At 70.6% G+C, this 23,823-nt stretch carries 23 protein-coding genes; 7 read left to right on the forward strand and 16 right to left on the reverse strand.

Annotated features, from left to right (window positions below):
• Window position 1 precedes the first annotated feature (1 nt).
• The 8 genes from C475_RS10935 to C475_RS10970 form a co-directional block, all read right to left on the reverse strand.
• Entirely contained in the window at window positions 2-1,432 is a 1,431-nt protein-coding gene (locus C475_RS10935) for a receiver/sensor box histidine kinase (protein WP_006883890.1), read from the reverse strand.
• 85 nt (window positions 1,433-1,517) lie between these two features.
• Window positions 1,518-2,525: a sodium:calcium antiporter gene (locus tag C475_RS10940; protein ID WP_006883891.1), complete on the reverse strand. Its 1,008-nt coding sequence runs from the start codon at window positions 2,523-2,525 to the stop codon at window positions 1,518-1,520.
• A gap of 107 nt (window positions 2,526-2,632) precedes the next feature.
• Entirely contained in the window at window positions 2,633-3,514 is an 882-nt protein-coding gene (locus C475_RS10945) for a hypothetical protein (protein WP_006883892.1), read from the reverse strand.
• A gap of 3 nt (window positions 3,515-3,517) precedes the next feature.
• Window positions 3,518-4,120, reverse strand: a complete 603-nt coding sequence (locus C475_RS24910) for a TlpA family protein disulfide reductase (protein ID WP_006883893.1) — start codon at window positions 4,118-4,120, stop codon at window positions 3,518-3,520.
• A 75-nt stretch (window positions 4,121-4,195) separates the two neighbouring features.
• On the reverse strand, window positions 4,196-4,966 hold the full coding sequence (locus tag C475_RS10955) for a cytochrome c biogenesis protein CcdA (RefSeq protein ID WP_006883894.1): 771 nt from the start codon (window positions 4,964-4,966) through the stop codon (window positions 4,196-4,198).
• Between the two features lie 240 nt (window positions 4,967-5,206).
• A complete protein-coding gene (locus C475_RS10960; protein ID WP_006883895.1) occupies window positions 5,207-6,133 on the reverse strand; it encodes an HhH-GPD family protein in 927 nt (308 codons plus the stop codon).
• A 70-nt stretch (window positions 6,134-6,203) separates the two neighbouring features.
• Window positions 6,204-6,989 (reverse strand): TMEM165/GDT1 family protein, encoded by a 786-nt coding sequence (locus C475_RS10965; protein WP_006883896.1) that lies wholly within the window; start codon window positions 6,987-6,989, stop codon window positions 6,204-6,206.
• Window positions 6,990-7,196: 207 nt separating this feature from the next.
• A complete protein-coding gene (locus C475_RS10970; RefSeq protein WP_006883897.1) occupies window positions 7,197-7,997 on the reverse strand; it encodes a helix-turn-helix transcriptional regulator in 801 nt (266 codons plus the stop codon).
• 242 nt (window positions 7,998-8,239) lie between these two features.
• On the opposite strand from C475_RS10970, the gene C475_RS10975 reads away from it, so the two are divergent.
• The gene (locus C475_RS10975) at window positions 8,240-9,295 is read left to right on the forward strand and encodes a DMT family transporter (RefSeq protein ID WP_006883898.1); all 1,056 of its coding nucleotides are present in this window, start codon (window positions 8,240-8,242) and stop codon (window positions 9,293-9,295) included.
• Window positions 9,296-9,387: 92 nt separating this feature from the next.
• Here the strand turns inward: C475_RS10975 and C475_RS10980 are convergent, their stop codons facing one another.
• Window positions 9,388-10,077: an enoyl-CoA hydratase/isomerase family protein gene (locus C475_RS10980; protein ID WP_006883899.1), complete on the reverse strand. Its 690-nt coding sequence runs from the start codon at window positions 10,075-10,077 to the stop codon at window positions 9,388-9,390.
• 140 nt (window positions 10,078-10,217) lie between these two features.
• On the opposite strand from C475_RS10980, the gene C475_RS10985 reads away from it, so the two are divergent.
• From C475_RS10985 to C475_RS11005, 5 genes are all read left to right on the forward strand, one after another.
• Window positions 10,218-11,639 (forward strand): cryptochrome/photolyase family protein, encoded by a 1,422-nt coding sequence (locus C475_RS10985; protein ID WP_006883900.1) that lies wholly within the window; start codon window positions 10,218-10,220, stop codon window positions 11,637-11,639.
• A 187-nt stretch (window positions 11,640-11,826) separates the two neighbouring features.
• A complete protein-coding gene (gene sod / locus C475_RS10990) occupies window positions 11,827-12,438 on the forward strand; it encodes a superoxide dismutase (RefSeq protein WP_006883901.1) in 612 nt (203 codons plus the stop codon).
• 161 nt (window positions 12,439-12,599) lie between these two features.
• Window positions 12,600-12,896 carry a DUF5827 family protein gene (locus tag C475_RS10995; RefSeq protein WP_006883902.1) on the forward strand — a complete coding sequence of 99 codons (297 nt, stop codon included), beginning with the start codon at window positions 12,600-12,602 and terminating at the stop codon, window positions 12,894-12,896.
• A 34-nt stretch (window positions 12,897-12,930) separates the two neighbouring features.
• On the forward strand, window positions 12,931-13,734 hold the full coding sequence (locus C475_RS11000; RefSeq protein ID WP_006883903.1) for a hypothetical protein: 804 nt from the start codon (window positions 12,931-12,933) through the stop codon (window positions 13,732-13,734).
• A gap of 89 nt (window positions 13,735-13,823) precedes the next feature.
• Window positions 13,824-14,132 carry a transcription initiation factor IIB family protein gene (locus C475_RS11005; RefSeq protein ID WP_006883904.1) on the forward strand — a complete coding sequence of 103 codons (309 nt, stop codon included), beginning with the start codon at window positions 13,824-13,826 and terminating at the stop codon, window positions 14,130-14,132.
• 45 nt (window positions 14,133-14,177) lie between these two features.
• Here C475_RS11005 and C475_RS11010 read toward each other — a convergent pair whose 3' ends face one another.
• The 7 genes from C475_RS11010 to C475_RS11040 form a co-directional block, all read right to left on the reverse strand.
• Entirely contained in the window at window positions 14,178-14,744 is a 567-nt protein-coding gene (locus C475_RS11010) for a phosphopantetheine adenylyltransferase (protein ID WP_006883905.1), read from the reverse strand.
• Between the two features lie 96 nt (window positions 14,745-14,840).
• Window positions 14,841-15,488, reverse strand: coding sequence for a winged helix-turn-helix domain-containing protein (locus C475_RS11015; protein ID WP_006883906.1), 648 nt, complete (start codon window positions 15,486-15,488; stop codon window positions 14,841-14,843).
• Between the two features lie 99 nt (window positions 15,489-15,587).
• Window positions 15,588-16,670 carry a glutamate--cysteine ligase gene (locus C475_RS11020; protein WP_006883907.1) on the reverse strand — a complete coding sequence of 361 codons (1,083 nt, stop codon included), beginning with the start codon at window positions 16,668-16,670 and terminating at the stop codon, window positions 15,588-15,590.
• A gap of 258 nt (window positions 16,671-16,928) precedes the next feature.
• A complete protein-coding gene (locus C475_RS11025; RefSeq protein ID WP_006883908.1) occupies window positions 16,929-17,558 on the reverse strand; it encodes a fibrillarin-like rRNA/tRNA 2'-O-methyltransferase in 630 nt (209 codons plus the stop codon).
• Window positions 17,555-18,454 (reverse strand): NOP5/NOP56 family protein, encoded by a 900-nt coding sequence (locus C475_RS11030; RefSeq protein WP_006883909.1) that lies wholly within the window; start codon window positions 18,452-18,454, stop codon window positions 17,555-17,557. Before C475_RS11030 ends, C475_RS11025 begins: the two co-directional genes overlap by 4 nt.
• 69 nt (window positions 18,455-18,523) lie before the next feature.
• Window positions 18,524-20,878, reverse strand: a complete 2,355-nt coding sequence (locus C475_RS11035) for a S8 family serine peptidase (protein ID WP_006883910.1) — start codon at window positions 20,876-20,878, stop codon at window positions 18,524-18,526.
• Window positions 20,879-21,309: 431 nt separating this feature from the next.
• Window positions 21,310-22,758 carry a hypothetical protein gene (locus tag C475_RS11040; protein WP_006883912.1) on the reverse strand — a complete coding sequence of 483 codons (1,449 nt, stop codon included), beginning with the start codon at window positions 22,756-22,758 and terminating at the stop codon, window positions 21,310-21,312.
• Between the two features lie 582 nt (window positions 22,759-23,340).
• On the opposite strand from C475_RS11040, the gene C475_RS11045 reads away from it, so the two are divergent.
• Window positions 23,341-23,817 carry an Hsp20/alpha crystallin family protein gene (locus C475_RS11045; RefSeq protein WP_152436387.1) on the forward strand — a complete coding sequence of 159 codons (477 nt, stop codon included), beginning with the start codon at window positions 23,341-23,343 and terminating at the stop codon, window positions 23,815-23,817.
• Window positions 23,818-23,823 lie beyond the last annotated feature (6 nt).

The raw sequence follows: 23,823 nt of genomic DNA on the forward strand, positions 1-23,823 counted from the left end.
GTCAGTCGGGGAACTCGACGCCGCGGAACTCGAAGCGGGCGCCGCCGTCGTCGCTCTCGGTCACCGCGGTCGCCCAGCCGTGAGCGCGCGCGACCTGCCGGACGATCGCCAGGCCGTACCCGGTGCCGTCGGTGGCCGTCGAGTACCCCGATTCGAACACGTCCCCGCGGTCCGCGACGGGGATGCCCCGCCCGTCGTCTTCGACGACGACACAGTCGCCTCCGTCGACGCCCACTCTGACCTCGACCGTCCCCTGTCCGTCGCCGGTGGCGCCGTGTTCGACCGCGTTGATGAACAGGTTCTCGAGCAGCTGGGTCAGCCGTCCGCGGTCGGCGACGACGGTGGCGTCGTCGGTGACGACCAGCGAGCTCTCGCCGGTGGCGATGTGGTCCCAGGCGGCTCGGGCGACCCCGGCGAGCGAGACGGGCTCGGTCTTCCCGAGTTCCTCGCCCTGGCGAGCCATCTGGAGGAGGTCGCGCAGCAGTTCGTCCATCCGGTCGAGCGCCGACATGGCGTCGTCGAGGTGGCGGTCGTCGCCGGTCTGGCGGGCCATCTCGATGCGGTGTTTCACGGCGCCCATCGGGTTGCGCAGGTCGTGCCCGATGACGCTGGCGAAGCGTTCGAGCCGGTCGTTCTGCTCGCGCAGGCGCCGTTCGCGCTCCTTCTGGTCGGTGATGTCGGTGTAGACGGCGTAGCCGACGGGCCGCTCGCCGGACTCGACGGGGATGTTCCGGAAGAGGAACTCTCGGCTCCCGTCCGTGGTCTCGCGCTCGATCTCGACGTGGACGCGCTCGCCGGCGCGGACCCGCTCGTCGAGCGACGCCGCCTCGTCGCGCTTGACTTCGGGGACGACCAGGTCGTTGAGCGGCTCGCCGACGGCGACGCCCGGCTCGTAGCCGAACGTCTCGACGAACGCCCGGTTGACCGACTCGACGACGGGTTCGTCCTCGACGAACGCGTACTCGATGACCGGGTCCGGCGTGTCGGCGAACAGCGCCTCGAGCCGCCGCTCCGCTCCCCGGTCGCGCTCGCTCGCCCGACCGCGTTCGACCGCGCGGTCGACGGCGTCGACGAGCGAGCGGTCCGACGACGCCGGCACGTACTCGTCGGCGCCGGCGGCGACGGTCCGGTGGGCGAGCGACTCGTCTCCATCGGAGGCGAACACGACGACCGGCAGGGCGCGGGCGCTCCCCTCGACCGTCTCGACGGCCTCGACCGCTTCGGCCCTCGACGGCGCGCCGGTGTCACAGACCGCACAGTGGAACCGCTCGGCGACGAGCGCGTCGGCGACCGAGTCGGGCGTCGACCGGACGACCGCGTATCCGGCCCGTTCCAGCCGCTCGGCGCCGTGGCCCTCGTCCGTGTCCGCGCCCGTTTGCCCGCCGGTCACTGACCCCCCGCCGACCCACAGGACCGTCGCGCCGTCGCTCATTGTCCAGCCCTGTGTACCCCGTTCGTTTACATGTATCGGCCTGATTCCCGAACCTGATACCACGAGTTCGCTCCGCGCCGGCGGCTCAGATCCCGCGGACGGTCTCGATGGCGCCGACAGATTCGAGGCCCATCCACGCGAGGAAGAAGGCGTACAGGGCGATGAGCGCGTAGGCCTCGCGGTTCGTGATCTCCAGGCCGGTGCGGGTGAAGACGATGAACACGAGCGTCGCGAGCGCGAGGAACCCCATCGTCGGAATGGCGGCCAGGAAGTCGATGGTCGCTTCCCCGGCTAGCAGGACGCCGACGGGGATGGCGACGAGGAGGTTGAACGTGTTGCTCCCGAGGACGTTCGCGAGACTGGTGACGTCGTCGCCGTCCCGGGCGGCGTTGACGCTGACGAACGTGTCCGGCAGGCTCGTGCCCGCGGCGATGACCGTCAGCCCCCAGAAGAACGTCGGCGTCTGGAAGGCTTCGCCCAGCGCGAGCGCCGCCTGGACGATGCCCTCGACGCCGACGGCGATCACCACGAGCGAGACGGCCAGCACCCCCCACTCCCGGAGCGCGCTGACGCTGTCGGCCGGGTCGGCGACGTGGTCGCTGGCGTCCTGCTGGTGGAGGAAGACGTAGACGCCGTAGGTGGCCAGCGGGACGACGGCCAGGGCCGGCGTCAACAGCGCCTCGCGGTTCGTCCCGCCGGGGACGTAGGTCGCCCCCAGCGCGAAGACGATGAACAGCACGAGGATGCTGATGACGTAGAACTGGGCGTCCTTGTGGACGATATCGCGGGTCGAGGTCAGTTCCTCGCTGGCCAGCGCCGAGACGGCGGGGATCACGAGGAGGTTGAAGATGGCGCTGCCGACGATGGCGCCGACGCCCAGCGAGAACTCGTCGTGGACGACCGTGCTGATGACGATCGAGCTGATCTCCGGGAAGCTCGACCCGACGGCGACGACGACCGCCCCGTGGACGGCCACCGGCAGCCCGTAGTACTTGCTGAGCCGCTCGGCGGCGCGCTCGAACCAACCGCTGCCCTTCCAGATGACGACCGTCGCGACCGCTGCCAGCGCGACCGCGCCGAGGGGTCCGACCATCGCCGACCGGTTTGTCGGCCGGGGGTAACAATCTGCCCCTCCCCGTCGCGGGGACCGGCGCACGTCGGCCGGTACCGCGCACATCGGCCCCGCGCGGGTCGAGCGACTCAGCCGGTCCCGCCAGTCGCCGCTTCGGCCGTCTCGACCCACTCGGGCCGCTCGACGGCCGTCTCACCGAGATCGTCGTATGTGACGCGCAACACCGACGGACCGACCCGCTCCCCGCCGGCTTCCTCGACGACCAGTTCGGCGACCAGGCCGTTCGGCGCGACGTAGGCGGTCACGTTCGTCGGCCCGTTGCGGTAGGGTTCCTGGAACGATCCCTCGACTCTGTAGTACGTCCCTCCGTCGCGATTCACCTCGGTCACGGCCTGATTTTCGACGTTCGACAGGTATTCGGCGAGGTCACGGCGCTGGGTCAGGAGGTTGGGGCTGATCGACGCGTTCATGGCGCGGATCCGGTCGTAGGTCGCGCTGTCGTTCTCGACCGCCCGGTGAAAGACCGTGCCGCCGTCGCGCCAGATGGCGGTCCGGCCGGATCTGTTCTCGTAGACTGAGGGCGCCGACCCGGTCGTGTTCACCCGCATGGCCGCGCGAGCGCGGACGGTCCCGTTCAGGTCGGTCCTGCTGGAGAGCGTCTGGGTCACGTCGTAGCCGTCGCCGCTCTGCCGGCGCTCGTACCGGACGGTGAACGGTTCGGACCGCAGGACCGCGGTGTGAGCGTTGACCAGTTCGAGCGGGTCGGCGAGGCCGTCGGCCGTCAGCCCGGGCGCGAGCCGCGAGCCCGCGGCGGTCGTGGACCCGGAGTCCGGGTTCGCGGTCGACGACGGCGTCGTGCCGGTCGGGCCGACCGTTTCCTCCGCGGTCGCGGCGGGTGTCGCGCCCCCGTCGCTCAGTCCGGCACAGCCCGACAGGACGACGAGGGCGGTCACACAGACGACCGCGACGGCTCGCACGCGGAACCCGTAGCGCTGTCTCGGTCCGCCCATCCGTCAGTCCCCGCCGAGTTCGCTCTCGATCGCCGGGACGATATCCTCGTAGTGCCGTAGAGCGCTGTACGCGAGTTCGTTCCCTTCGGCGTCGAACAGCTTGTTCGTCGGGTACGAGGAGACGCTCCACCGGTCGGTCGCGGCGAGGTCGACGTCCATCGCGACCGGCCAGGTCCCCTCGTAGGTCTCCCAGAACTGCCGGATCGCGGCCTCGTCGGCCTCCGGCGTCACCGAGACCATGTGGACGCGGTCGGCGTCGAACTCCGCGCGGACCCGCCGCAGGTCCGGCATCTCCTTCTTGCAAGGCCCGCACCACGTCGCGAAGAAGTTCACGAACGACAGCTCCCCCTCGGGCCGCAGGCGGACCTCGCCGTCCGGCGACCCGGCCGCCGCCACCGTCGGCAGCGCGAGCGAGTCCCCGGTCGCCGCCGTGGGCGTGGGCGTTGCACCCCCGTCCGGTCCGTCGGTCCCGCTCGCTCCCGGCGCGTCGGTCGCTGGCTGGTCGGTCGCTCCGTCGTTCCCGCCGGAGCACCCGGCGAGCGCGGCGGCGGCGACCCCGCCCGTCGCCCGGAGGAAGCGCCGCCGCGATTGTCGGTCGGAGGGCATCGTGCCCGATCGTATACGGGTTAGGCAGTTGTTATTTTCGGTGAGGCAGAGAGTCGCGGGTGGCCGGACGGTCAGTCACACGGGGACCAGCGACGCGAAGTCGGGGACCCACGGCGGGAACCCGTAGCGGTAGTAGTAGATCTCCGTGACCCCGGACAGCGCCAGGAGGGCGCCCGCGACGCGGTAGATCCGGCCGGTGTGTCGCGAGAGGCGGCCGACGAGCGCCGTCCCCGTCAGCGCGACCGTGACCGTCACCGTGACCATCACGACGGCCATCCCCGCCGCGTACGCGAGGGCGACGGTGGCGCCCTGCCCCGGTCCGGCGGCGGCCGCTCGCAGGAGGACCGCGACGAACAGCGGGGCCGTGCAGCCGGCGGCCGCCGCGGCGTACAGCACGCCGAACGCGAAGAAGCCGCCGACGCTCCGGCGCCGCTCGGGCAGCCTGACCAGTTGGCCCGTCGGCTTCCACCCCGCCGCCATCGCGGCGCCGACGACGACGAACGCCGCCCCCACGACCAGTTCCATCACGGCGATGTCCGACACCGCACGGGCGCCGACCGCCATCACGATCCCGGCGATGACGCCGTAGACGAGGAACATCCCTGTGCCGACGACGAGGCCGACCCCGACGCCGCGGGCGACGGCCGCCAGGCCCGGATGGAGCCGCCCGAGTCGCCGGCTGACGGTCCCTCCGAGCGGCGCCGTCCCGCCATCGGCGACGGTGTCGGCGCTCGTTCCGAGGTAGTACGAGAGGTAGCCGGGGACCAGCGGGAACGCGCAGGGCGCGAAGAACGTCGCCATCCCCGCCGAGAACGCCAGCCCGAGCAGCGACACGGTCGCGCTCACGGCTTCTCCCTCCGGACTCGGCAGTGGCCGACCGACGGCGTTCGTCCGAGAGGCGCCGGCTTGGGAGTCCGGGGCGTCGAACCATGTAACAGCGTCGAACCGCGGGCCGACGGCGCACGCGGCCGCCGCCCGCGGTCGGCGGCGACGGAGGGCATCGTCCGATCGTCTGCCCCCGATCATTTCAAACCTAACGAAAGTATCTCCGAGTGGAAGGTGTCCGACCCGGGCGAGTCGGGACCGTCACTCCCGGAGGCGGGCGACCCCGGCCGACTCGTCGAACGTGACGAGTCCGTCGTCGTCCAGATCCGAGAGGAGACCGGCGAGCCACTCTCGGCCGTACTCGCCGTCGGGGGCGTAGTCGACGCGGATCTTCGGACCGAGTTCGTCCAGCGCGAGTTCGTCGGACTGGCCGAGGACGTTGACGACCCGCCCGCGCATCTGGCGGCGGCTCCCCTCGAAGTCGGGCTGGGTCGGCACGTCCGGCGCGGTGAAATCGCCCGTCCCGTAGGCGTGACACCACTCGCGCCACGGACAGCCCGCGTCGTCGCACGAGGGCGTCTTCCCGCAGGCGACCCCGCCGAGTTCCATGACCGCGTTGTTCCACACCCGCGATTCCCCCTCGGGCATCAGTTCCGAGGCGACCCGCTCGAAGGATGGGTCGTCGTCCGGCACGTCGAACGCGCGGTAGAGGACGCGCTTGACGTTCGTGTCGACGACGGCGTTCCCGGTGTTGAACGCGAAGCTCGCCACCGCGTTGGCGGTGTAGGGACCGACGCCCATCAGCTCGGAGAGTTCCTCGGGCGACTCGGGGAACTCACCGCCGTAGTCGTCTTCGACCTGGCCGGCGGCCTCGTGGAGGTACTTCGCGCGGTTGTTGTAGCCGAGGCTGTGGTCGCTCCAGAACCCGACCACGTCGGCGCGGTCGGCGGCCGCCAGATCCGCGGTCGTCGGCCAGCGCTCCAGGAACGCCTCCCAGGCGGCGACCACGCGGGAGAGCTGGGTCTGCTGGCTCATGACTTCGGAGACGAGGATCTCGTAGGGGTCGTCCGTGCGGCGCCAGGGAAAGTCGCGGTGGTCGGCCTCGTACCACGACACCAGCGCGTCGCGGACGGCGTCGGGGTCAACGGGGAGATAGTCCTCGGCCGCCGGGTCGTCGGCCTCGCTCATCTATCGGTCGCTATCGACCGGACTCGCTTGTGTGTGGCGATCCGCGGCGTCGGACGGCCTCCGAGTCCCCTCAGCCCAGCACCGCGAGCGCGGGCCCGGCGGCCGCCACTGCACCGACGACCGACTGGACCGCGTTCGAGACGGCGGCGACGACCGTCTCCCAGACGGAGAAGTCCGTGAGGATGGCGAGGAAGGTGTCGAGACCGAAGAAGAAAAACAGGCTCGCGCCGAACAGGTGGGCCTTCGCCGCGTCGAAGCGGTGGGCGAACGTGCTGAAGAAGTACGCGTTGGCGAGGCTGATCGGGACGATGACGAGCATCTCCCCCACCCAGATGCCGGGGTGGGCGCCGTACTGGACGGCGAGACTGATCGTGACGATCTGGGTCTTGTCGCCGAACTCGCCCACCGCCATCAGCACGAATATCGGCAGGAAGCTCCCGAAGCGGTCGGGCACGTCCCGACCCAGCACCGACACGTCGAGGTCCCCGCTCCCCCCGACGCCCGCGTACCCGCCGTCGGTTTCGGCCGCGACCGCCTCGGCGGACGGCGCCTCGTCGTCGTCCGGCCGGACGCGCCCGCCTTCGGGGATCGACCGGACCAGCAGGACCCCGAACAGCAGGAACAGCCCCCCGGAGATCGCGTCGAGATACACCGGCGGGAGCGCGCCTTTCAGCGCCTGACCGAACCAGATCTCCAGCGCCGTCCAGCCGGCAAAGGCCAGCCCGGCCGCGCTGACGACCGTCAACGGCCGGAACCGCGTCGACAGCCCCGCGATGATGAACTGGACCTTCTCCCCGGGCAGGACGACCAGCTGAGCCACCATCGCCGCGAACATCACCGTCAGGAACCCGTCCACGTCGGACTCACCTCCTTCCGACCGGCTGACTGCACGGCGGCGCTCCCGCGGCGGTCGAGCGACAGACGACGCTTCATAGTCGTGAATTAGACCGATCTAAATCATAAGTCTGGCGGACCCAACAGTATCGCGCGCGGCCGGCCTGGCGGTCCTCCGGGCGGTCCGACCGCCGTGGGGGCGGCCGAGCCCCGCTACCGCGGTGGCGGGTCAGCCGGGCGACACCACGTCGGTCCGGTCGAGCGGGGACGCCTCCGCCCAGTAGCGCTCGAAGGCGCGCTCGGCCCACTCGCGGACGGCCGGGTCGTCGGTGTCGACCGAGGCGCGGAGGACGCCGTTGTCGTCGCGGACAAGCAGGTGAACGCGGCCGTCCGCGACGGTCCCGGCCACCGGGACGCCCGCCGAGCGGACCCTGACGGCGGCGGCCTCCGCGTCGACGAGCGTCAGCAGGTGCTGACGGAGCGTCGCGTCGCTCGCCAGCGCCTCGACCGCGCCGGGCGAGAAGACGCCGCGGAACTGCAGGTCGCCCGCCGCCGCCCGCTCGGCCGTCAGCGAGAGCGTCTGCTCGTTGAACGCGTGGGAGAACGCTCTCACGTCCGTCGCGTCGCGCTGCAGGTCGAGCAGCCGCTGGACCGGCGCGTTCGGTCGAGTCCCCGTCGGGACGGTGATCGTCGCGTCGGTCAGGCGAGCGAGGTCGAACCCCAGCTCGTCGGTGGGGAGGTACGCGACGATGTCGCGGAGGTCGCGTTCGAGGTCCAGCGCCTCTAGCAGGTCCGAGAACGCGTCGGCGACGAGTCGCCCCGTCGCCGTCGCCTCGTAGGCCCCCTCGGTCCGACGAACCCACGAGCGGTCCTCGAAGTCGGCCAGGATCCGCCCGAGCGTCGCCTGCGAGGCGCCGGTCTCGGTGGCCAGGTCCGACCGACTCCGCGACTCGGCCGCCAGCGACTGCAACACCGCCACGCGATTGGCCGAGAGCGCGAGGAACTCCACGTCTTCGAGCGCCGCGTCCATACCGGGACTGGCGCGCGTCGGGCTAAACCGTTTTCGGGGCGCCGACCGTCCCCCTGTGCCCGCCTCGCCCGCCGCTTTCGCGACCTGAAATAATTTCACACCCTGCAACCGCGACGGTCCGTGCGCCGATTGCTCGTCGCTCAAATTTTTCTAAACGGGCTAATAAGGGCCCGAACCCTACGAAACATACCGATGTTATCTCACGCCATTTCCTCGCTACCGACCGCGCCAGGGGAGTCCCGGTGACCGACCGCAGGACCATCGCGGCGTTCCTCGCGACCGCGCTGCTGTTCGGCGGGACCTTCGTCGCGGCGAAGGGCGGATTGGAGTACTTCCCGCCGCTGCTGTTCGTCGCGTTCCGCTTCGACGTGGCCGCGGTCGCGCTGGCGGCCTTCGTCGTCCTGACCCGCTCCCGCGAGGACCTGATCCCGCGGACGCGCGGCGATATCGGGGGCATCGTCGCGACGGGCCTGTTCGCCATCGGCCTGACGAACGCCCTGCTGTTCGTCGGCCAGCAGTACGTCACCAGCGGCGTGGGCGCGATCATCGCGAGCCTGAACCCGATCCTGACGCCCGTCTTCGCCGCGCTCCTGCTGGCCGACGACCGACTCTCCGCGCGCGGCGCCGTCGGGATGGTCCTCGGGCTGGCGGGCGTGGTCCTCGTGGCCAACCCCGACCCGGCGGCGTTCGGCGCGGGCGGCTTCGTCGGCGAAGGGATCATGGTCGTCAGCGCGGTCTCCGGCGCGCTCGGGTCGGTGCTGATCCGCCGGGCCGACGCCGACCTCTCCAGCACCGTCCGGACCGCCTGGGGGCTCCCGCTGGCCGCCCTCGTCACCCACGGTCTGAGCCTGGCGGTCGGCGAGTCGCCCGCCGCGGTCTCGTGGACGCCCCAGGCCGTGCTCGCGCTGGGGTACGTCGCCCTGTTCGCCGGCGCGCTCGCCTACATCGCCTACTTCGGGCTCATCGACGAGGTCGGCGCCATCCGCGCGAACCTCGCGTTCTACGTCGTCCCGCTCGTGGCGACGCTCGGCGGGTGGGCGCTGCTGGGCGAGACCGTCTCGCCCCTCTCGGCCGTCGGCTTCCTCGTCGTCTTCGCCGGCTTCGCCGTCATCGGGAGCGAGTCGTTCGCCCGGCCCGGACTGCGGGACACCCTCCCGGGCCGCCTGCTGGCCTCCGAGAGCCTGCGCTCGATCGACGACGCCTACGCGACCGACGGCGGGACCGACGCAGTTGCCGACCCCGCGCGGAGCGACTGCCGGATCGACGGCGACGGGTCGGGCTGTCACGCCGACGACTGACCGAACTACCCTCGGTCGTCACTCCCCGCGAAACTCCGGTTCCCGGCTCTCGACCTGTCTCTTATACACATCTCTGANCCTTGCCAGCCCGCTCAGAGATGTGTATAAGAGACAGGGGAACCGGTGGGCCCCTGCTCGACGAGTCGCTTCGACTGCTTCAGCGCGACCGTCGGCCCGGAGGCGATCCGGTCGACCATCCCCGCGACGCGCCCTTCGAACTCGTCGTCGGGGTAGACGTGGTTGAACAGGCCCACCGCCTCCGCGCGGTCAGCGTCGATGAGTTCGCCGGTGTAGAGCAGTTCCTTGGCGACGTTCTCGCCGACGATCCGCGGGAGGAGCTGGGACGCCCCGGAGTCGACGTTGAGCCCGACCTGGCGGAAGCCGAAGCTGATCGACGCGTCTTCGCTGGCCAGCAGGAGGTCGCAGGCGATCGCCAGCGCCCCGCCGGCGCCGTAGGCGGGGCCGTGGATCTTCGCGACGGTGGGGAGGTCGCAGGTCGCGACCGCCCGAACGGCGCCGGCGGTCTCCTCGACGATACGCTCGACGCGGTCGTGGGCCGGTTCGTCGCCTTCGACGCCCTCGACCATCGCGTCGATGTCGCCGCCGGCGCAGAAGGTGGGGCCGTTGCCCGCGACGACGACGCAGCGGGCGTCGTCGGGGACCGCCTCCATCGCGTCGATCAGGTCGGTGGCGACGCCGCTGGTCAAGGCGTTGCGCATCTCGGGGTGGTCGAGCGTGACCGTCGCGACGCCGTCGGCCACGTCGAGCGTGACGTTGTCCATGCTCCGACCGTGGGTCGCCGCCCGGTTAAGCGTGCGTGGCGGTGTCGCGCGGCCGGTGGCTCCTCGCCGCGGCCCACCGGGCCACCGGTCCCACACTCGTTTGGGGGTACTTTGAGGCTGGAGTCCCGACTGGGTCGTATATGAGAGTTCACTGGTACCGGCGGGACCTCCGGGCGGCGGACAACCGGGGGCTGGCCGCCGCGGCGGGGCGACTGGAAGACGTGCCCGCCGACGCCCCCGTCGTCCCCCTGTTCGTCTTCGACCGCGACGTGCTCGCCCACGCGGGGCCGCCCCGCGTCGCGTTCATGCTCGACGCGCTCGACTCCCTGCGCGAGTGGTACCGCGAGCGCGGGAGCGATCTGGTCGTCCGCCACGGCGACCCCCGCGAAGTCGTCCCGGCCGTCGCCGCGGAGTTCGACGCCGACGCCGTCACCTGGGGCGAAGAGGTGTCTGGGCTGGGCCGCGAGCGCGACGACGCCGTCGCGGCGGCCCTCGACGATACCGGCGTGACCCACCGCGCGTTCGAGGACGCCCTGCTGCACGAGCCCGGCTCGATCCGCACCAACCAGGGCGAGGTCTACTCCGTGTTCACCTACTTCTGGAAGAAGTGGCGCGACCGGGAGAAGGAGGCCCCCGCGCCGGCCCCCGAGGCGTCCGATCTCGCCGACCTAACTGGCGATGAGTCCCTCCCGACGCTGGTCGACCTGGGGTTCGACGAGCCCGAAGCCGACGTGCCACCGGCGAGCACCGATGTAGCCCGCGACCTCCTCGACGCCTTCTGCGAGGGCGACGTGTACGACTACGACGACCGCCGGGACTACCCCGCCGACGAATGCACCTCGCGGCTCTCGGCCCATCTGAAGTTCGGGACCATCGGGATCCGGGAGGTCCACGAGGCGGTCCGCGAGGCCAAGTCGGCGGCCGCCGGCGCCGACTACGACTCCGCCGAGGAGTTCGAATCCCAGTTGGCCTGGCGGGAGTTCTACGGCCACGTCCTCTGGAACGAGCCGAGCGTCGTCACGCAGAACTTCAAGTCCTACGAGCGCCCCATCGAGTGGAACCACGACCCCGAGGCGTTGCAGGCGTGGAAAGACGGCGAGACGGGCTATCCCGTCGTCGACGCGGGCATGCGGCAACTGCGCCGTGAGGCGTACATGCACAACCGCGTGCGGATGATCGTCGCCTCGTTCCTGACGAAGGATCTCCTGATCGACTGGCGGGAGGGCTACGACTGGTTCCGCGAGAAACTCGTCGACCACGACACCGCCAACGACAACGGCGGCTGGCAGTGGGCCGCCTCGACGGGGACCGACGCCCAGCCGTATTTCCGCGTCTTCAACCCGATGACCCAGGGCGAACGCTACGACCCCGACGCCGAGTACATCCGCGAGTACGTCCCCGAACTCCGGGACGTGCCCGCCGACGCCATCCACGAGTGGCACGAACTGGACCAGGGCCGTCGGGAGATGCTCGCGCCGGAGTACCCCGCGCCGATCGTCGATCACAGCCAGCGGCGCGAACAGGCCATCGACATGTTCGAGCGGGCGCGGGCCGACGACTGACGGCGGGGCGACACCGCGTCTACCTCTCTCGACGCCGAGAGGTCTCGGGCGTCCGGTGGGCCGACGGATTCGGCCGCGTCCCGCGGGTCAGGCTCCGTCCGTGTCAGCCGTGTGTGACAGTTCCTCCCATCCAGTTCCTCAAACTTTAACAGGTATCCAGCCGACCGTACGAATGGAGGAGATATCTATGGCAGAACATTCCGATCCCGAGCTTCCGCCGCTCCCGTACGACTACGACGCACTCGAGCCGCACATCAGCGAGCAGGTGCTGACGTGGCATCACGACACCCACCATCAGGGGTACGTCAACGGCCTCGAATCCGCCGAGGAGACACTCGCCGAGAACCGCGAGGCGGGCGACTTCGGTTCCTCTGCCGGTGCGCTGGGCAACGTCACCCACAACGGCTGCGGTCACTATCTGCACACGCTGTTCTGGGACAACATGGACCCGAACGGCGGCGGCGAGCCCGACGGTGACCTGGCCGACCGCATCGAGGAGGACTTCGGTTCCTACGAAGGCTGGAAGGGCGAGTTCGAGGCCGCTGCCGGCGCCGCCGGTGGCTGGGCGCTGCTCGTGTACGACCCGGTCGCCAAGCAGCTGCGCAACGTGGCCGTCGACAAGCACGACCAGGGCGCCCTGTGGGGCGCACACCCCGTGCTGGCCCTGGACGTCTGGGAGCACTCGTACTACTACGACTACGGTCCGGACCGCGGCGACTTCATCGACAACTTCTTCGAGGTCGTCGACTGGGACGAGGTCGCCGACCAGTACGAGACCGCCGTCGGCCACTTCGAGTAACGACGAGTCAGTTCACCATCGCCGTTTTTTTCGCGCCGACCGGCCAGCCGCCGGTCCGCAGTTCACCGACCAGCCGCCTGCTCGGTCGCCGCCGCGGACGGTTCCGAGCCCGCCGGCGCCGTTTCGAGGGCTTTAGGCGTCGACCGGGTGTAGCCGAGTCCATGCCACGACCGAAAGACGACTTCGACGACCTGCGGCCGCTGGCGTTCCACGAGCCGGCGGAGATCCTCGACGCCGACGAGCTGTACACTATCTACGAGATCGGCCGCCTGCTGCAGGGGCTCGACGCCGAGGCCGAGCTGGACATCGAGACGGAGAACGTCCTGCTGGACTGGGCGATCCCGTGGATGATGGGCCACAGCGAGCAGTTCGTCTTCGCCGAACCGGAGAGCGACGGCGAGCCCGGCTACTACGGGCTCGCACCGGGCGTCGACGCCGGCGACACCGCCGAGCAATGACGCGCGAGCGGGACCACGACCGGGAGCGCGAGCGATGAGACTGCTCGTCGTCGGCGGCGCCCGCGTCGACGCCGGCAAGACCACCTTCTCGACGGGGCTGGTCGCCCGGACCGGCGCAGTGGGGTTCAAGCCCCGCGCCGGCAACGACTACTGGTTCGACCACGACGACTACCTGCGAGCGACCGCCGACGGGCGCCTGTACGGCAAGGACGCGCGCAAACTCGCCGCCGCCAGCGCCGCCGACGTTCGGCCCGAGGACATCAACGCCGTCCACCGCCTCTGGCGACCCAGCCCGGGCGGCGCGAGCGGGCTGCTGGGCAGGGACGACCGGGAGTTCCTCGTCGACCGCGTCGGCGAGTCGTTCGTCGTCAACGGCACCGTCGAACTCCCCGATTCGGTCCGCGAGGCGCTGGCGCTCGCCGACGCACCGCGCGTCTCGACCGTCGCGGGGTTCAACGAGGTGATGACCGACCGCCACCTCGGGCAACAGCGCGCGCTGCGCGAGGACATCGCGGCGGCCGACCGCGCGGTCGTCGAGTCCTACGCCGACGTGGCCCGGCCGTTCCGGGAGATCGACCCCGACGCCGTGGCCGTGGTCGAACCCGGTCGGGTCCGCGTGTACGACGGCGACCGCTACGCGAAGGGGTGTGCCATCGCCAGCGGCGGCCCCGACGCCGGGCAACTTGAGGAGCGCGTCGGCGACGTGACCAGCCTGATCGAACCGGCGGCCGACACCCGACTCCCGCCCCTCTCGGAGGCCGACCGCGGCGACCCCACGGCCGTCGCCGACGCCTACGAACACGCCTACGACGCCGTTCTCGCCGCCGCCTTCGACTGATCTATCCCGGGATGTCCGGCGCGACGCGGGAGCTGACCGACCCCGATTTCGTCGTGCATTTATGTACCTCGGATCCGTACACAGCGGTGATGTACAGCGCCCGCGATCAGGTCGAAAATTCCGAGTGGCTCGACGAGGTCGAGGCGACCGCCGAGCGCCTCGACATGGACGAGGCCGCGCGGTCGCGCGCGGCCGATCTCTTCCTCTCGAACGTCCCCGAGACCGACCGCTCGAAGCGGGCGGTCCTGGCGACGAGCGTCTACGTCGCGGGCCTCGTCGAAGGCGACAGCCGCAGCCAGCAGCGCGTCGCCGAGGCCGCGGACGTGTCCCGGCTCACGATCTCCAAGCGCTACGAGGCGCTGCTCGAGAGTCAGGGACTGGACGCGCCGGGCTGGTAGGTCCGAGTCGGCGCGGATAGCCGGCGGTCGCCCCGCCGGCGGGAGTCAGGCGTCGTCGACTTCGGCTTCGGGACCGCCGTCGGCGGACGCGTCCGCGGCGTCGCTGGCGGTCTCGGCGTCGGTCTCCCCGGGGGCGTCGCGGCCGCCGCGGTCGGGCGTGAGCTCGCCGTGTTCGTCGATCTCCCCGCGGACGATGCGGGTGCTGGAGATGATCTCGTCGTCCTCGGCGTAGACGTGGTCGACGACCTCGATGTCGAGCGGCTCGACGCCGTCGTCGCGGCGGATCTCGTTGATGCGTTTGCCGCCGGTCTCGGTCTCGGGGGAGACGACGATGGCGTCGAACTGCGGTTCGGGGGCGAAGCCGGTCGGGTCGTCGATCCGCCGGATCTCGTAGTCGCGGTCGTACTCGTCGGCGAGAGCGGCGAGCTCGGCGTCGAGGTCGCGGTGGCGCTGGTCGTAGGGGCGGACGTAGCGGTCCTCGCGGCGGGTCTTGGGGGCCAGGCCGTCGCTCGTCAGCCCGACCGTCGCGTCGCCCAACTCGAAGGCGCGCCTGAACAGCGCGCGGTGCCCGTCGTGGACCGGGTCGAAGGTACCACCCAGCGCGACCTTCATACTGGCTCACTCGGGCCAGGCCGGTAAAGTGCCTTCGGCTTTCGGTGCCCGCCACCACGGCGCGAGAGAACGGTTCTGTCGGCTCCACTCGTCGGCCTACTCGTCCGCGTCGTCGGAGTCGTCGGAGTCGTCGGCGTCGTCGGCGTCGTCCGCAGTGAACTCGAACTCGTCGGCTGCGTCGCCATCGTCGGCTGCGTCCGCGTCGGCATCGCCGTCGTCGCTCTCCTCACCGCCCTCGGGGTCGTCTTCGACGGTGATGGTGACGGGCTCGGAGTCGACGGTCGGATGCTCGTCGTCGCTGCCGAGGATCTCGTCGAGGTTGAACACCGTGTTCAGCTCTTCCTGCACGTCGTCGACGACGTTCCCGACGAGTTCGCTGGGCGCCATGGCCGCGTACTCGTAGGGGTTGTTGCCCGCGCCGTCGTTCTCGCGTTTCCCTCTGGTCACCTTTCCCTCCTCGTGGAGTTCCGCGAGCGCCTCGCGAACCGTGCTGGGGTACAGCCCCGTCCCCTCGGCGATCTCGTCGCTCGTGCTGTCGGGGTTCTGGCGGAGATAGACGTAGATGCGGGCGCGGGTCTCGGTCTCGAGTACCCACGAGAGCATGTCCACGATCCCCTCGTCGAAGCCCGTCACCGCCCTGTCGGCCTCCTCTTCCAGCCGTTCGCGGACGTTGCCACCCTCTTGGGCGTCCGCGTCGGGCTCGTCGGTCCCCTCGCTGTCGTCGGCAGGATCGTCTGTAGACATACGTCGCCTCTACGAGGACAAAAGCCCCAGCCGGGTAAAAATCTTGCCGACGTTCTCATTCAGGCGAAATCGCGGGAGAGCGCCCCGGCTTCCGTCCGCCTACTCGTACTGCAAGCGCAGCGAGTCACAGAGCGCGTCGGCGCCCTCCTCTTCGCGCAGCCGGCGCTGGCGCTCGGCGCCGCTCTCGTCCTCGTAGACCTCGCGGATGCCGGAGACGCCCAGTCGTTCGGCCTCTCGGTCGACGATCTCTCCGAGGTCGACCGTCGACTCGAACTCCTGATCCAGCAGAGCGGCGGCGTGGCCGTGACGCATCGCGCGCCACTTGTGTTCGTCGTACAGCTCCCTGCGGGCGTCGGTGCCGGGTTCGCCGTCTTCGTAGCGGGCCGCCAGGTCCTCGACGAGCGCGTGGGTGTACTCGACGAACGCGAGTACCACGTCGGGGTCGGCCTGGCCGTCCGGCGTGCGGACTTCGACGGTGCCGTGACCGGAGTGGGGGCGCACGTCGAACCAGAGTTCGCCGCGGTCGTCGATGCTGTCGGTCGCCAGCATCCGCCGCTCGTAGTCGTCGAAGGCGTCGTAATCCTCGAAACGGGTCGGCATCCCGGTGTTCGGGAGCGCCTCGAAGATCTTCGCGCGGGCGGACTGGAGCCCGGTGTCGAAGCCGTTCCAGTACGGCGAGTTGGCCGACAGCGCGAGCATCACCGGGAGGTGCCAGCGCAGTTCGTTGGCGATCCACACGGCCTTGTCGGCGTCGTCGACGCCGACGTGGACGTGCAGCCCCGCGGTCGTGTTGCGGTGCTGGGGGTACTGGATGCGGTCCAGCTGGGCCCGATAGCGAGGTTTCTCGGCGTGTTCGAGTTCGCGCCACTTCGCGAGCGGGTGCAGGCCGGTGGCGGCGATGTCGAAGCCGTGGGCGGTGGCGTGGTCGACCAGCGCCTCGCGGACCGCGAGCAACTGCTCGCGGGCGTCGGTCGGGTCCTCGATGACAGGTGTCTGGGACTCGATGACGCACTTGAACAACTCGTGGTCGAGCCGTCCGTCCAGGATCTCGGGCGGGTCGGACTCGTAGACGAGTTCGTCGGTGCCCGAGGTGGGCCGGCCGTCCTCGTCGACGACGTAGTACTCCTCTTCGATCCCGATCGTGCCCATCCGACTGAACGCCTCGCGCGAGCCCCGGTCCATCGCTCCGTACGACGGGGCGACGGCGCTAAAAATTTCCCTTCGCGGCGAGCCGGCTGCCGGCGAGTCCGTCCCCCGAACACCGCATTGGCAGCGGCTCGGCGGTGTTAGAGAGACGGTTTAGGGCAGTCGGCGTGAGCCCACGTGGAAACCACGCGGGCCGAAAGGTGCCGCTGACCGTGCCGTCTACGACGAACGAGCGCCCGCCGACGGATAACACCTCCGGTACCCGGGCAATGGGGCGGCCGACCGCCAGCCCGCTCACCGCGGCGTCGCGACGACGCCGAGGTGGTCGTCGTGATGCGGGGTCAGCCGCCGCGTTTCGAGCACCTCGTAGACCGATTCGAGTTCGGCCAGGGCGTCGTCGAACACGTCGGCCGGGTCGCGGGTCACGTCCTCGCTCCGGGCCTTGATCGCGAGCAGGAGCCGACCGTCCTCGCGGAGGAACTCGGCGTTGGCGGTCGCCACCTTCGCCTGGCCCCGGGTCGCCACGTCCTGAACGATCGCGTCGACCGGTTCGACGACGTGAGCGTACGTCTCGGGCTTGCGTGCGTCCTTCAGCAGCGGGAAGAGGTTCTCCCGCGGCTCGGCGGCGTCGAGCAGGTCCCGCACCGGTCGGGCGGCGAACTCGACACCGTAGGTCGGGCCGGCGAAGTCCGCGACGTGGCTCGCAGTCGTTCCCGACGCCGCGCCGAGGTAGAGGACGGCCTCGTCGCCGACGAGCCCGGTGTCCATCCCGAGTTCGAGCATCGCACCCAGCTTCGAGCGGTCGGGGTTCCAGGCCCGGTACTCGCCGTCGGTCGGTTCGCCGTAGTGGGGCTCGCCCCGCGTCGCCAGCCGCTCGTCCCCCTCGAAGGCGCGGCGCTCGACGCCTTCGGGAAGGTCGCTCACGAGTCGTCACCTCCGTCGGTCGCGGCGTCGTCTCCGTTCCCGGCGTCCCCAGCGCCGGTCCCGCGGACAGTCGCGATTCGCTCGTCGAGCTCGGCGTCCAGATCTGGCTTGCGCTCGCCGCTGTAGTGGTCGACGCGGGCGGCGATGGTGAGCTTCCCGGCCAGCGCCCGGGCGGCCGAGCCGCGTTTCTCCGGGCGCGTCCCGCGGACGTACTCGTGGGTGAAGATGACGCCGTGTTTCGGGGAAGGGGCCGACCCCCGGAGGTGCGCGAACAGCGCGTCCTCGGCGCCCATCACCTGCACCGTGCTGGAGGGCTGTTTCGCCAGGCTGTCCAGGCCGCCCGAGAGCGAGATCAGCCGCGCCGCCAGCACGGGGCCGGCCATCGCGGCGAGGTTCGGCGCGACCGACGGCGTCGTCTCCTCGACGTAGGCCCGGAGTTCGTCGGCCTCGTCGGCCAGCGCCGCGGTCCGCTCGGCCAGCGCGACCAGTCGGGTCTCGCTCGGGTCAGCAGGCTCCTCGTCCCGGGCGGCCAACTCGCGGGCGTAGTCGACCCCGGTGGCGGCGTCGTCGAAGCGGGTGCCCGCCCACTCGGCGACGCGCTCGGCGAGTTCGTTCGCCGTCCGCTCGCAGTCGTCCATGGCGCGGACGGCGTGGATGAGCTGTTTGTCGTCGTCGCGCTCGGCCTCGTGGACGCCCGCGCGGGCCGCGGCCATCGTCGCGTCGTGCAGGCGCTCGTAGTACTCCGACTCGTCGGCGGCGAACCCCTCGTCGACGGCCAGCGCCGGCCAGTCGGCCGGTCGCTCGGCGCTCCCGTCGTCGATGGCCTCGCGGGCGCCGGCCGCGTCTCCCGGGTCGAGGCCTCGAAACCACGCCGAGTCGGATGCGTCGTCGCTCATACTCCGGTTAGACGGCCACCTCCTAAATGTGCTTTCGATAGCGGACCGGGCGGGGACCCCTCCCGCGGACTACGAGGGCTTCCGCGTCTTGTGCAGGACGTTCGTGTTGGGCGCGACCGCGAACACCTCGACAGCGTCCCCGCGGGCGACCGCCGCAGGCGACTCGACGGACGGGCGACCGACCGTCTCCCAGTCGTCTCGGGATCCGTCGGCGAACCCGGTCCGCTGGAGCCGCCCACCCGGACCCCCGACGAAGAGGTGGATCTCGTCCGTGCCGGCGGTCGTCGCGACTCCGCCGCAGACGGTCCCGCCGACCGACTCCCAGCGGCCCCACTCGCCGTCGCGTCGGCGCATCCGGTGGACGGCGTCGTCGCCGCCGCGGACGAACACGTCCAGTTCGTCGGGGCCGGTAGACACGGCGGCCGGCCCGGAGGTGCAGACGCCCCCGAGTCGCTCCCAGTCGCCGCGTCCACCGTCGAAGCGGCCGTGGTAGAGGTATCGCTCCCCTTCGCTCCCGCGGACGGCGAACACGTCGACCCCGTCGTCTCGGGCGACCGCCGCCGGTGCGAACAGGCACGGGCCCTCGCCGACCCGTTCCCACTCGCCGGCGCCGTCGCGGTCGCTGACCGTGATCCGGTAGAGGTCGCGCTCGGGCCCCACCGCGAACAGCTCGACGGTCCCGCCGTTCCGTACGGCTGCGGGGCCGGACAGCCCAGCCAGTTCGTCGCTGATCAGCGTGAGGCCTTCCGTCCAGGCACCGTCCGCGTGGGACTTCCGGTAGAGGCCGAAGTCGTAGCCGAACATGAACAGCTCCAGGCCGCCGTCGGCCGTCGCGACGACGGTCGGCGCGTACAGGAGGTCCCCGGTCACCGCCGTCCAGTCGCCGTAGCTCCCGGTCGACGACGGCCGGACGCGCTCGTACGCGGCGTCCGCCTGGACGATCCCGGCGCCGGTGTCGTTGTCGAGGCCCGACTCGCCGATGTCGACGGCGGTCGACTGGAGGACCGTCTTCGTCTCGGCGGTCGACAGCTCCGGGTCGGCCTGTGTCAGTAGCGCCACCACGCCGGACGTGGTCGGCGTCGCCGCCGAGGTCCCCGAGTCGACGTCGTTGTACCCCTCGAAGTGCGAGACGCCGCAGATATCCGGTTTCGTCCCGTCCTCGTCGAGCGCCGAGGGGCCCTGACTGCTGTAGCCGAGGCGCCGCTCGTCGATCGTCGCCGCGCCGACCGTGATGACCCGTTCGTGGCCGTTCACGCCCCAGATGCTGTCACTCGGACCGACGTTGTCCGTCTCTGGGTCGTCCCGCAGGGAGCACTTCGTCGAGGCGCACCCCTGTCCGCAGTTCCCGGCCGCGAACAGCACGACGATGCCCTCGTCGACCGCTTCGAGGACTTTCCGGGTGGCCGGGTGGTCGGGGTTCTCGGCGAACTCGGGGTCCCAGACTCGCTGGTAGATGCCGGCGCTGACGTTCAGCACGTGGGGAGTCCCAGTCTCCTCGTGTTTCCGGATCGCCCAGTCGACCGCGCTGACGAGCGACGAGGCGAACCGCCCGGTGAGCCGGATGTCGTACAGCTCCGCGGCCGGCGCGACGCCGAGCACGTCCGTCGCGCTCATGTTCCCGTGCCACATCCATCCGCGACCCGTCGTCCCCCAGGAGTCGGCCGGGTAGCCGTCGGTGACGTTCGGCACCGTCTTTCCCGGCCACTGCGGGTGGTTCCTGTCTTCGGGGTCGATCCGTCGCCCCTCGGCGGTGATCCCTCCGTCGACGATGCCGACGACGACGCCCTCGCCACGGACCTCGTCGTCCCAGACCTCGTCGACGCCGAGGTACTCCGTCACGGACCCGTCGTGGAGCGACCCGACCGCCTCGTCCGGGCAGTAGGAGTCCTCGGCAACGCTCGCCGACGCCGTCCCCGCGAAGTCGAACGGGTCCGCGGGACCGGCGACGGTACCCCCGCCGGGTTCGTCCGTGGACTGTTCGAACGGCTGCAACACCGCCCTGTCTTCCCAGAGGCCGTCGACCTGGGACTCGACCTCGTCGAGGCGCGACCGCTCGACGCTCGCCCGGACGAGGACGACCTGCTGACTCTCCGGGTCGGTGCTCGGGATCCGTTCCCGCGTCGGGCGGACCGTGACCGGTTCGAACTCGCGGTCGACCGCCGCGCCGGCGATGGACTCGACCATGGCGTAGATGCTCGCCATCGACGCGCCCTGCCCGATCGTGACCTCCAGCAGCGCGTCGACCCGCTCGCGCTCTTCGTCCACGTCGATCCCCATCGACGGCGCATCCGGGCGGTGCCCTTCGCCCCCGGACCCACCGGGCGTCCCGACGTTCATGTCGAACGACCCGATCGCGTCGCCGTCGCTGGCGGGCATCTTCTCGTCGTTCGCCCCACGCTCGCCGCTCGCCTCGGGGTCACGCATCCCGCTCACCGCCCATCGGCGTTCGGCCGTCCGCGGCGTCGTCCGGGACTGTCTCGCCCCTCTCGCGTCTCGGCCCGGAGGGAGGGGCGGTCGCTCGCTCGATCGGCTCCGTTCGGGCGTGCAGCCGGCGCCGCACGACCCCGGCGGTCGGTGGTTCGGTGGCTCGTGTGTCGTCGGTCATGGTCGCTGTGGTCCGCGTGACGGGCACCGCCGGTCGCCTCGACGTACGTGCGCCCACACCCGTCGGCGCGTGGCGGTCGGTCCCCGTCGAGTGATTCGGGACGCGTCCCGGTCACCGCCGCGGGGTTCCGAGACCGAGCGGCGGGCGGTCGAGACGGGTATCACCCCCGTTTCGTCCCACCCCCGCTCTCTCGCCGAATCGGTTCGATTCGGGCTCGAACCGGGGTCTCACCCCGGTCTCGCCGCTCGATTCAGTTCCGGTTGGATCCGGATTCCGTCCACGGGGCCGGCGGGTTCACGATCGGTGGTCCCAGCGGGATCTGCGGCTGGTTCGGCCACGGCGGCCAGTCCACGGGCGGGAACTGTGGGAACGGCCCGTCCGGGAGCGGCGTGTACTGACGCGGGCCGCCGCCCGATCCCATCTGCTGCTGCCCGGCCGGGATCGCCGCGCCGTACCCGCCGGCGCCGGCACCCATCGGTTGGCCGCTCATCGACGGCCCTCCCATCGAGAACCAGCGCTGGATCTCACGGACGACCGGTTCGGCCTTCTCGACGGCGTCTTTCACGTCCTCGACCGCACCGAGAACGTCGTCGAACGTTACTTGCGTCCCGTACGCCGGCGCGCCGGGACCGCCGCTGGCCCGTCCGCCGTGTGCCGCGGCCGGCGTGGCTCGATTGGTCATCCCGAAGCGTGGGCCACCGACGCCCCCGCGTCGCGGGTATCTGCCTCGGCCTCCGCCCCAGGTGCCACCGCTATCGCCGAAGAGGTCGGACACCGAGTCGACGCCGCGGCCGGTCACCGTGTTGACCGTGTCGGTCACCGTATCGACTGCGTCCTTAACGTCGCTGACCGTGTCGGCGACGTCCCCCAACAGGCCCATCGCGTACGGGTCCGCCGCCATCCCGGCCTGTCCGTACGGCGACTGCTGGCCGAACTGCGACTGCTGGCCGTAGCCGCCGGCGCCGCCACTCGCGGCGAAGCCCCCGCCGCTGGCGCCGAACAGGCCCTCGATCTCTCTGACGAGCGGTTCGGTCCGCTGGATCGCGTCACGCACGTCCTGGAGTGCCCGGAACACGTCCTGATACGTCGCGCCGTGCTGACTCGTCCCGGCGGCACCCCGGTAGCCGGGACTCCTCCCTGCGCTGGCACCTGCACTCGCGTTCGCGCCGGCCCCCGGTCCCGCCGTCCCGAACCAGCCCTCGATCTCTCTGACGAGCGGTTCGGCCTTCTCGACGGCCTCCCGAACGTCTCTGACGGCACCCAGAACGTCCCCGTAGCTGATCCCCATGCCGGGCGAGAACTCGCCGGCGGCGCCAGCCCCGCCGCCGGTGTCGGCGTCCGCCTGGCCGAACCGGGCCTCGAGGTCGAGCAGGTTGTTCTCGCGGAGCTCGTCCATGTACTCGGCGCGCGCTTCTCGATACGCCTCCATCGAGTCCTGGACGGTCCGCGGCGGACTCGACCCCTGGACCCGCTTGCACAGCGGGTCGTCGGGATGCTCCGAGCAGTAGTCCGCTACGGGCCCTTCTCTGGGCATCGTGTTCGTCAGGTCGTTGTCTTCGAGTCGGTCCCTGAACTCCCCTCGCAACTCGAGATACTTCGACAGCCGGTCTTCGCTTACCGTCTTCGTCAGCTCCTGTTGTTTCTCCTGATCGAGTTCCTTTATCTCCTCGCTGATCTCGTCGATGTCTGTGTGTGACATTTGTCGGTCCCTGGTGTCCTCGTACTGCACCCTGGGTCGGTTCTGTCTCGTCGCCGCCCCGACCGTGTCCCCCCGCTCCGCGGTCAACTGCGTTGCGCCCGCTGTCGTTGTTGTTCCCCAAATTGCATATTGGTAACACTCACCACGGATCGAGGTCACGTGCCGACGGAATTAACAGTGTATAATTGTAAGTCGTAAGTTCACATCTTACCGATACGTTCACCCGCCCCTACCGAGTGGCGGGTCGGGGTCGTCGGGACCGACGGACGCGGCGGCCGTCAACCCGGGCAGACGAGAGTAACGCCGGCTTGCGAGAGGTCCGGATCCGCGAGAGACCCGTGACGGTCGGTCTCGGCGCGGCGCACCACTCCGTCAGAGACGAAGTAGCGAGCGTCGTAGAACGCCTCCTCGACGGTGTCAGAGGTGATGCCGTCCGGGGGGTCGAGGCCGTCGACCCCGCTACTCCCTGACAGCTATCTCTACCCGTCTCCACCGCCCTATAGCGCCCCGTTCGGCGGACCGCTGTTAGCATACTTCTCGGAATAGTTAAGGATTCGTGAGGCCAATTGAGTGCTGATCACGATGGCACCGAACGACCCGTTCAGCGAGATGGACCGACTCTTCGAGCAGATGCGACGGAACATGCACGCGGCGTGGAACTCGCCGATCGGGTCCTGGGACGAACGGAGCGCCCGGCCGGCGTTCGGGGCCGAGCGACCGGGATCGGAAGGCGACGAGATGACGACCCGGAGCGACTACGGCGACGTGAGCCTCCGCTTCGAGCGGACCGACGACGAACTGGTCGTAATCGGCGACCTTCCGGGCTTCGACCGCGAGGAGATCGACGTGCAGTTCGACGACGGCCACCTCTCGATCGAGGCCGTCCACGAGGTCGAAAGCGACGACCACTACCGGACCCGGCAGGTTTCCGAGCGGGTCCGAGTCGCCGACGACGTGGTCGCTGACGACGCCAGTGCCACCTACAGCAACGGCGTCCTCGAACTCCGGCTCCCGTTCGCCGACCACGGCGACGACGCGACCGCCATCGACGTGGAGTGACCGCCC

Origin of the sequence: Halosimplex carlsbadense 2-9-1, from assembly GCF_000337455.1 — an archaeon.
Taxonomy (GTDB): Archaea; Halobacteriota; Halobacteria; order Halobacteriales; family Haloarculaceae; genus Halosimplex; species Halosimplex carlsbadense.

Bases quoted from the DNA above. Each gene is read 5' to 3' on its own strand.
- C475_RS10935 (WP_006883890.1), bottom strand. From the start codon at position 1,432: ATGAGCGACGGCGCGACGGTCCTGTGGGTCGGCGGGGGGTCAGTGACC.
- C475_RS10940 (WP_006883891.1), bottom strand. From the start codon at position 2,525: ATGGTCGGACCCCTCGGCGCGGTCGCGCTGGCAGCGGTCGCGACGGTC.
- C475_RS10945 (WP_006883892.1), bottom strand. From the start codon at position 3,514: ATGGGCGGACCGAGACAGCGCTACGGGTTCCGCGTGCGAGCCGTCGCG.
- C475_RS24910 (WP_006883893.1), bottom strand. From the start codon at position 4,120: ATGCCCTCCGACCGACAATCGCGGCGGCGCTTCCTCCGGGCGACGGGC.
- C475_RS10960 (WP_006883895.1), bottom strand. From the start codon at position 6,133: ATGAGCGAGGCCGACGACCCGGCGGCCGAGGACTATCTCCCCGTTGAC.
- C475_RS10970 (WP_006883897.1), bottom strand. From the start codon at position 7,997: ATGGACGCGGCGCTCGAAGACGTGGAGTTCCTCGCGCTCTCGGCCAAT.
- C475_RS10980 (WP_006883899.1), bottom strand. From the start codon at position 10,077: ATGGACAACGTCACGCTCGACGTGGCCGACGGCGTCGCGACGGTCACG.
- C475_RS10985 (WP_006883900.1), top strand. From the start codon at position 10,218: ATGAGAGTTCACTGGTACCGGCGGGACCTCCGGGCGGCGGACAACCGG.
- sod (WP_006883901.1), top strand. From the start codon at position 11,827: ATGGCAGAACATTCCGATCCCGAGCTTCCGCCGCTCCCGTACGACTAC.
- C475_RS10995 (WP_006883902.1), top strand. From the start codon at position 12,600: ATGCCACGACCGAAAGACGACTTCGACGACCTGCGGCCGCTGGCGTTC.
- C475_RS11000 (WP_006883903.1), top strand. From the start codon at position 12,931: ATGAGACTGCTCGTCGTCGGCGGCGCCCGCGTCGACGCCGGCAAGACC.
- C475_RS11005 (WP_006883904.1), top strand. From the start codon at position 13,824: ATGTACAGCGCCCGCGATCAGGTCGAAAATTCCGAGTGGCTCGACGAG.
- C475_RS11010 (WP_006883905.1), bottom strand. From the start codon at position 14,744: ATGAAGGTCGCGCTGGGTGGTACCTTCGACCCGGTCCACGACGGGCAC.
- C475_RS11015 (WP_006883906.1), bottom strand. From the start codon at position 15,488: ATGTCTACAGACGATCCTGCCGACGACAGCGAGGGGACCGACGAGCCC.
- C475_RS11020 (WP_006883907.1), bottom strand. From the start codon at position 16,670: ATGGACCGGGGCTCGCGCGAGGCGTTCAGTCGGATGGGCACGATCGGG.
- C475_RS11030 (WP_006883909.1), bottom strand. From the start codon at position 18,454: ATGAGCGACGACGCATCCGACTCGGCGTGGTTTCGAGGCCTCGACCCG.
- C475_RS11035 (WP_006883910.1), bottom strand. From the start codon at position 20,878: ATGCGTGACCCCGAGGCGAGCGGCGAGCGTGGGGCGAACGACGAGAAG.
- C475_RS11040 (WP_006883912.1), bottom strand. From the start codon at position 22,758: ATGTCACACACAGACATCGACGAGATCAGCGAGGAGATAAAGGAACTC.
- C475_RS11045 (WP_152436387.1), top strand. From the start codon at position 23,341: ATGGCACCGAACGACCCGTTCAGCGAGATGGACCGACTCTTCGAGCAG.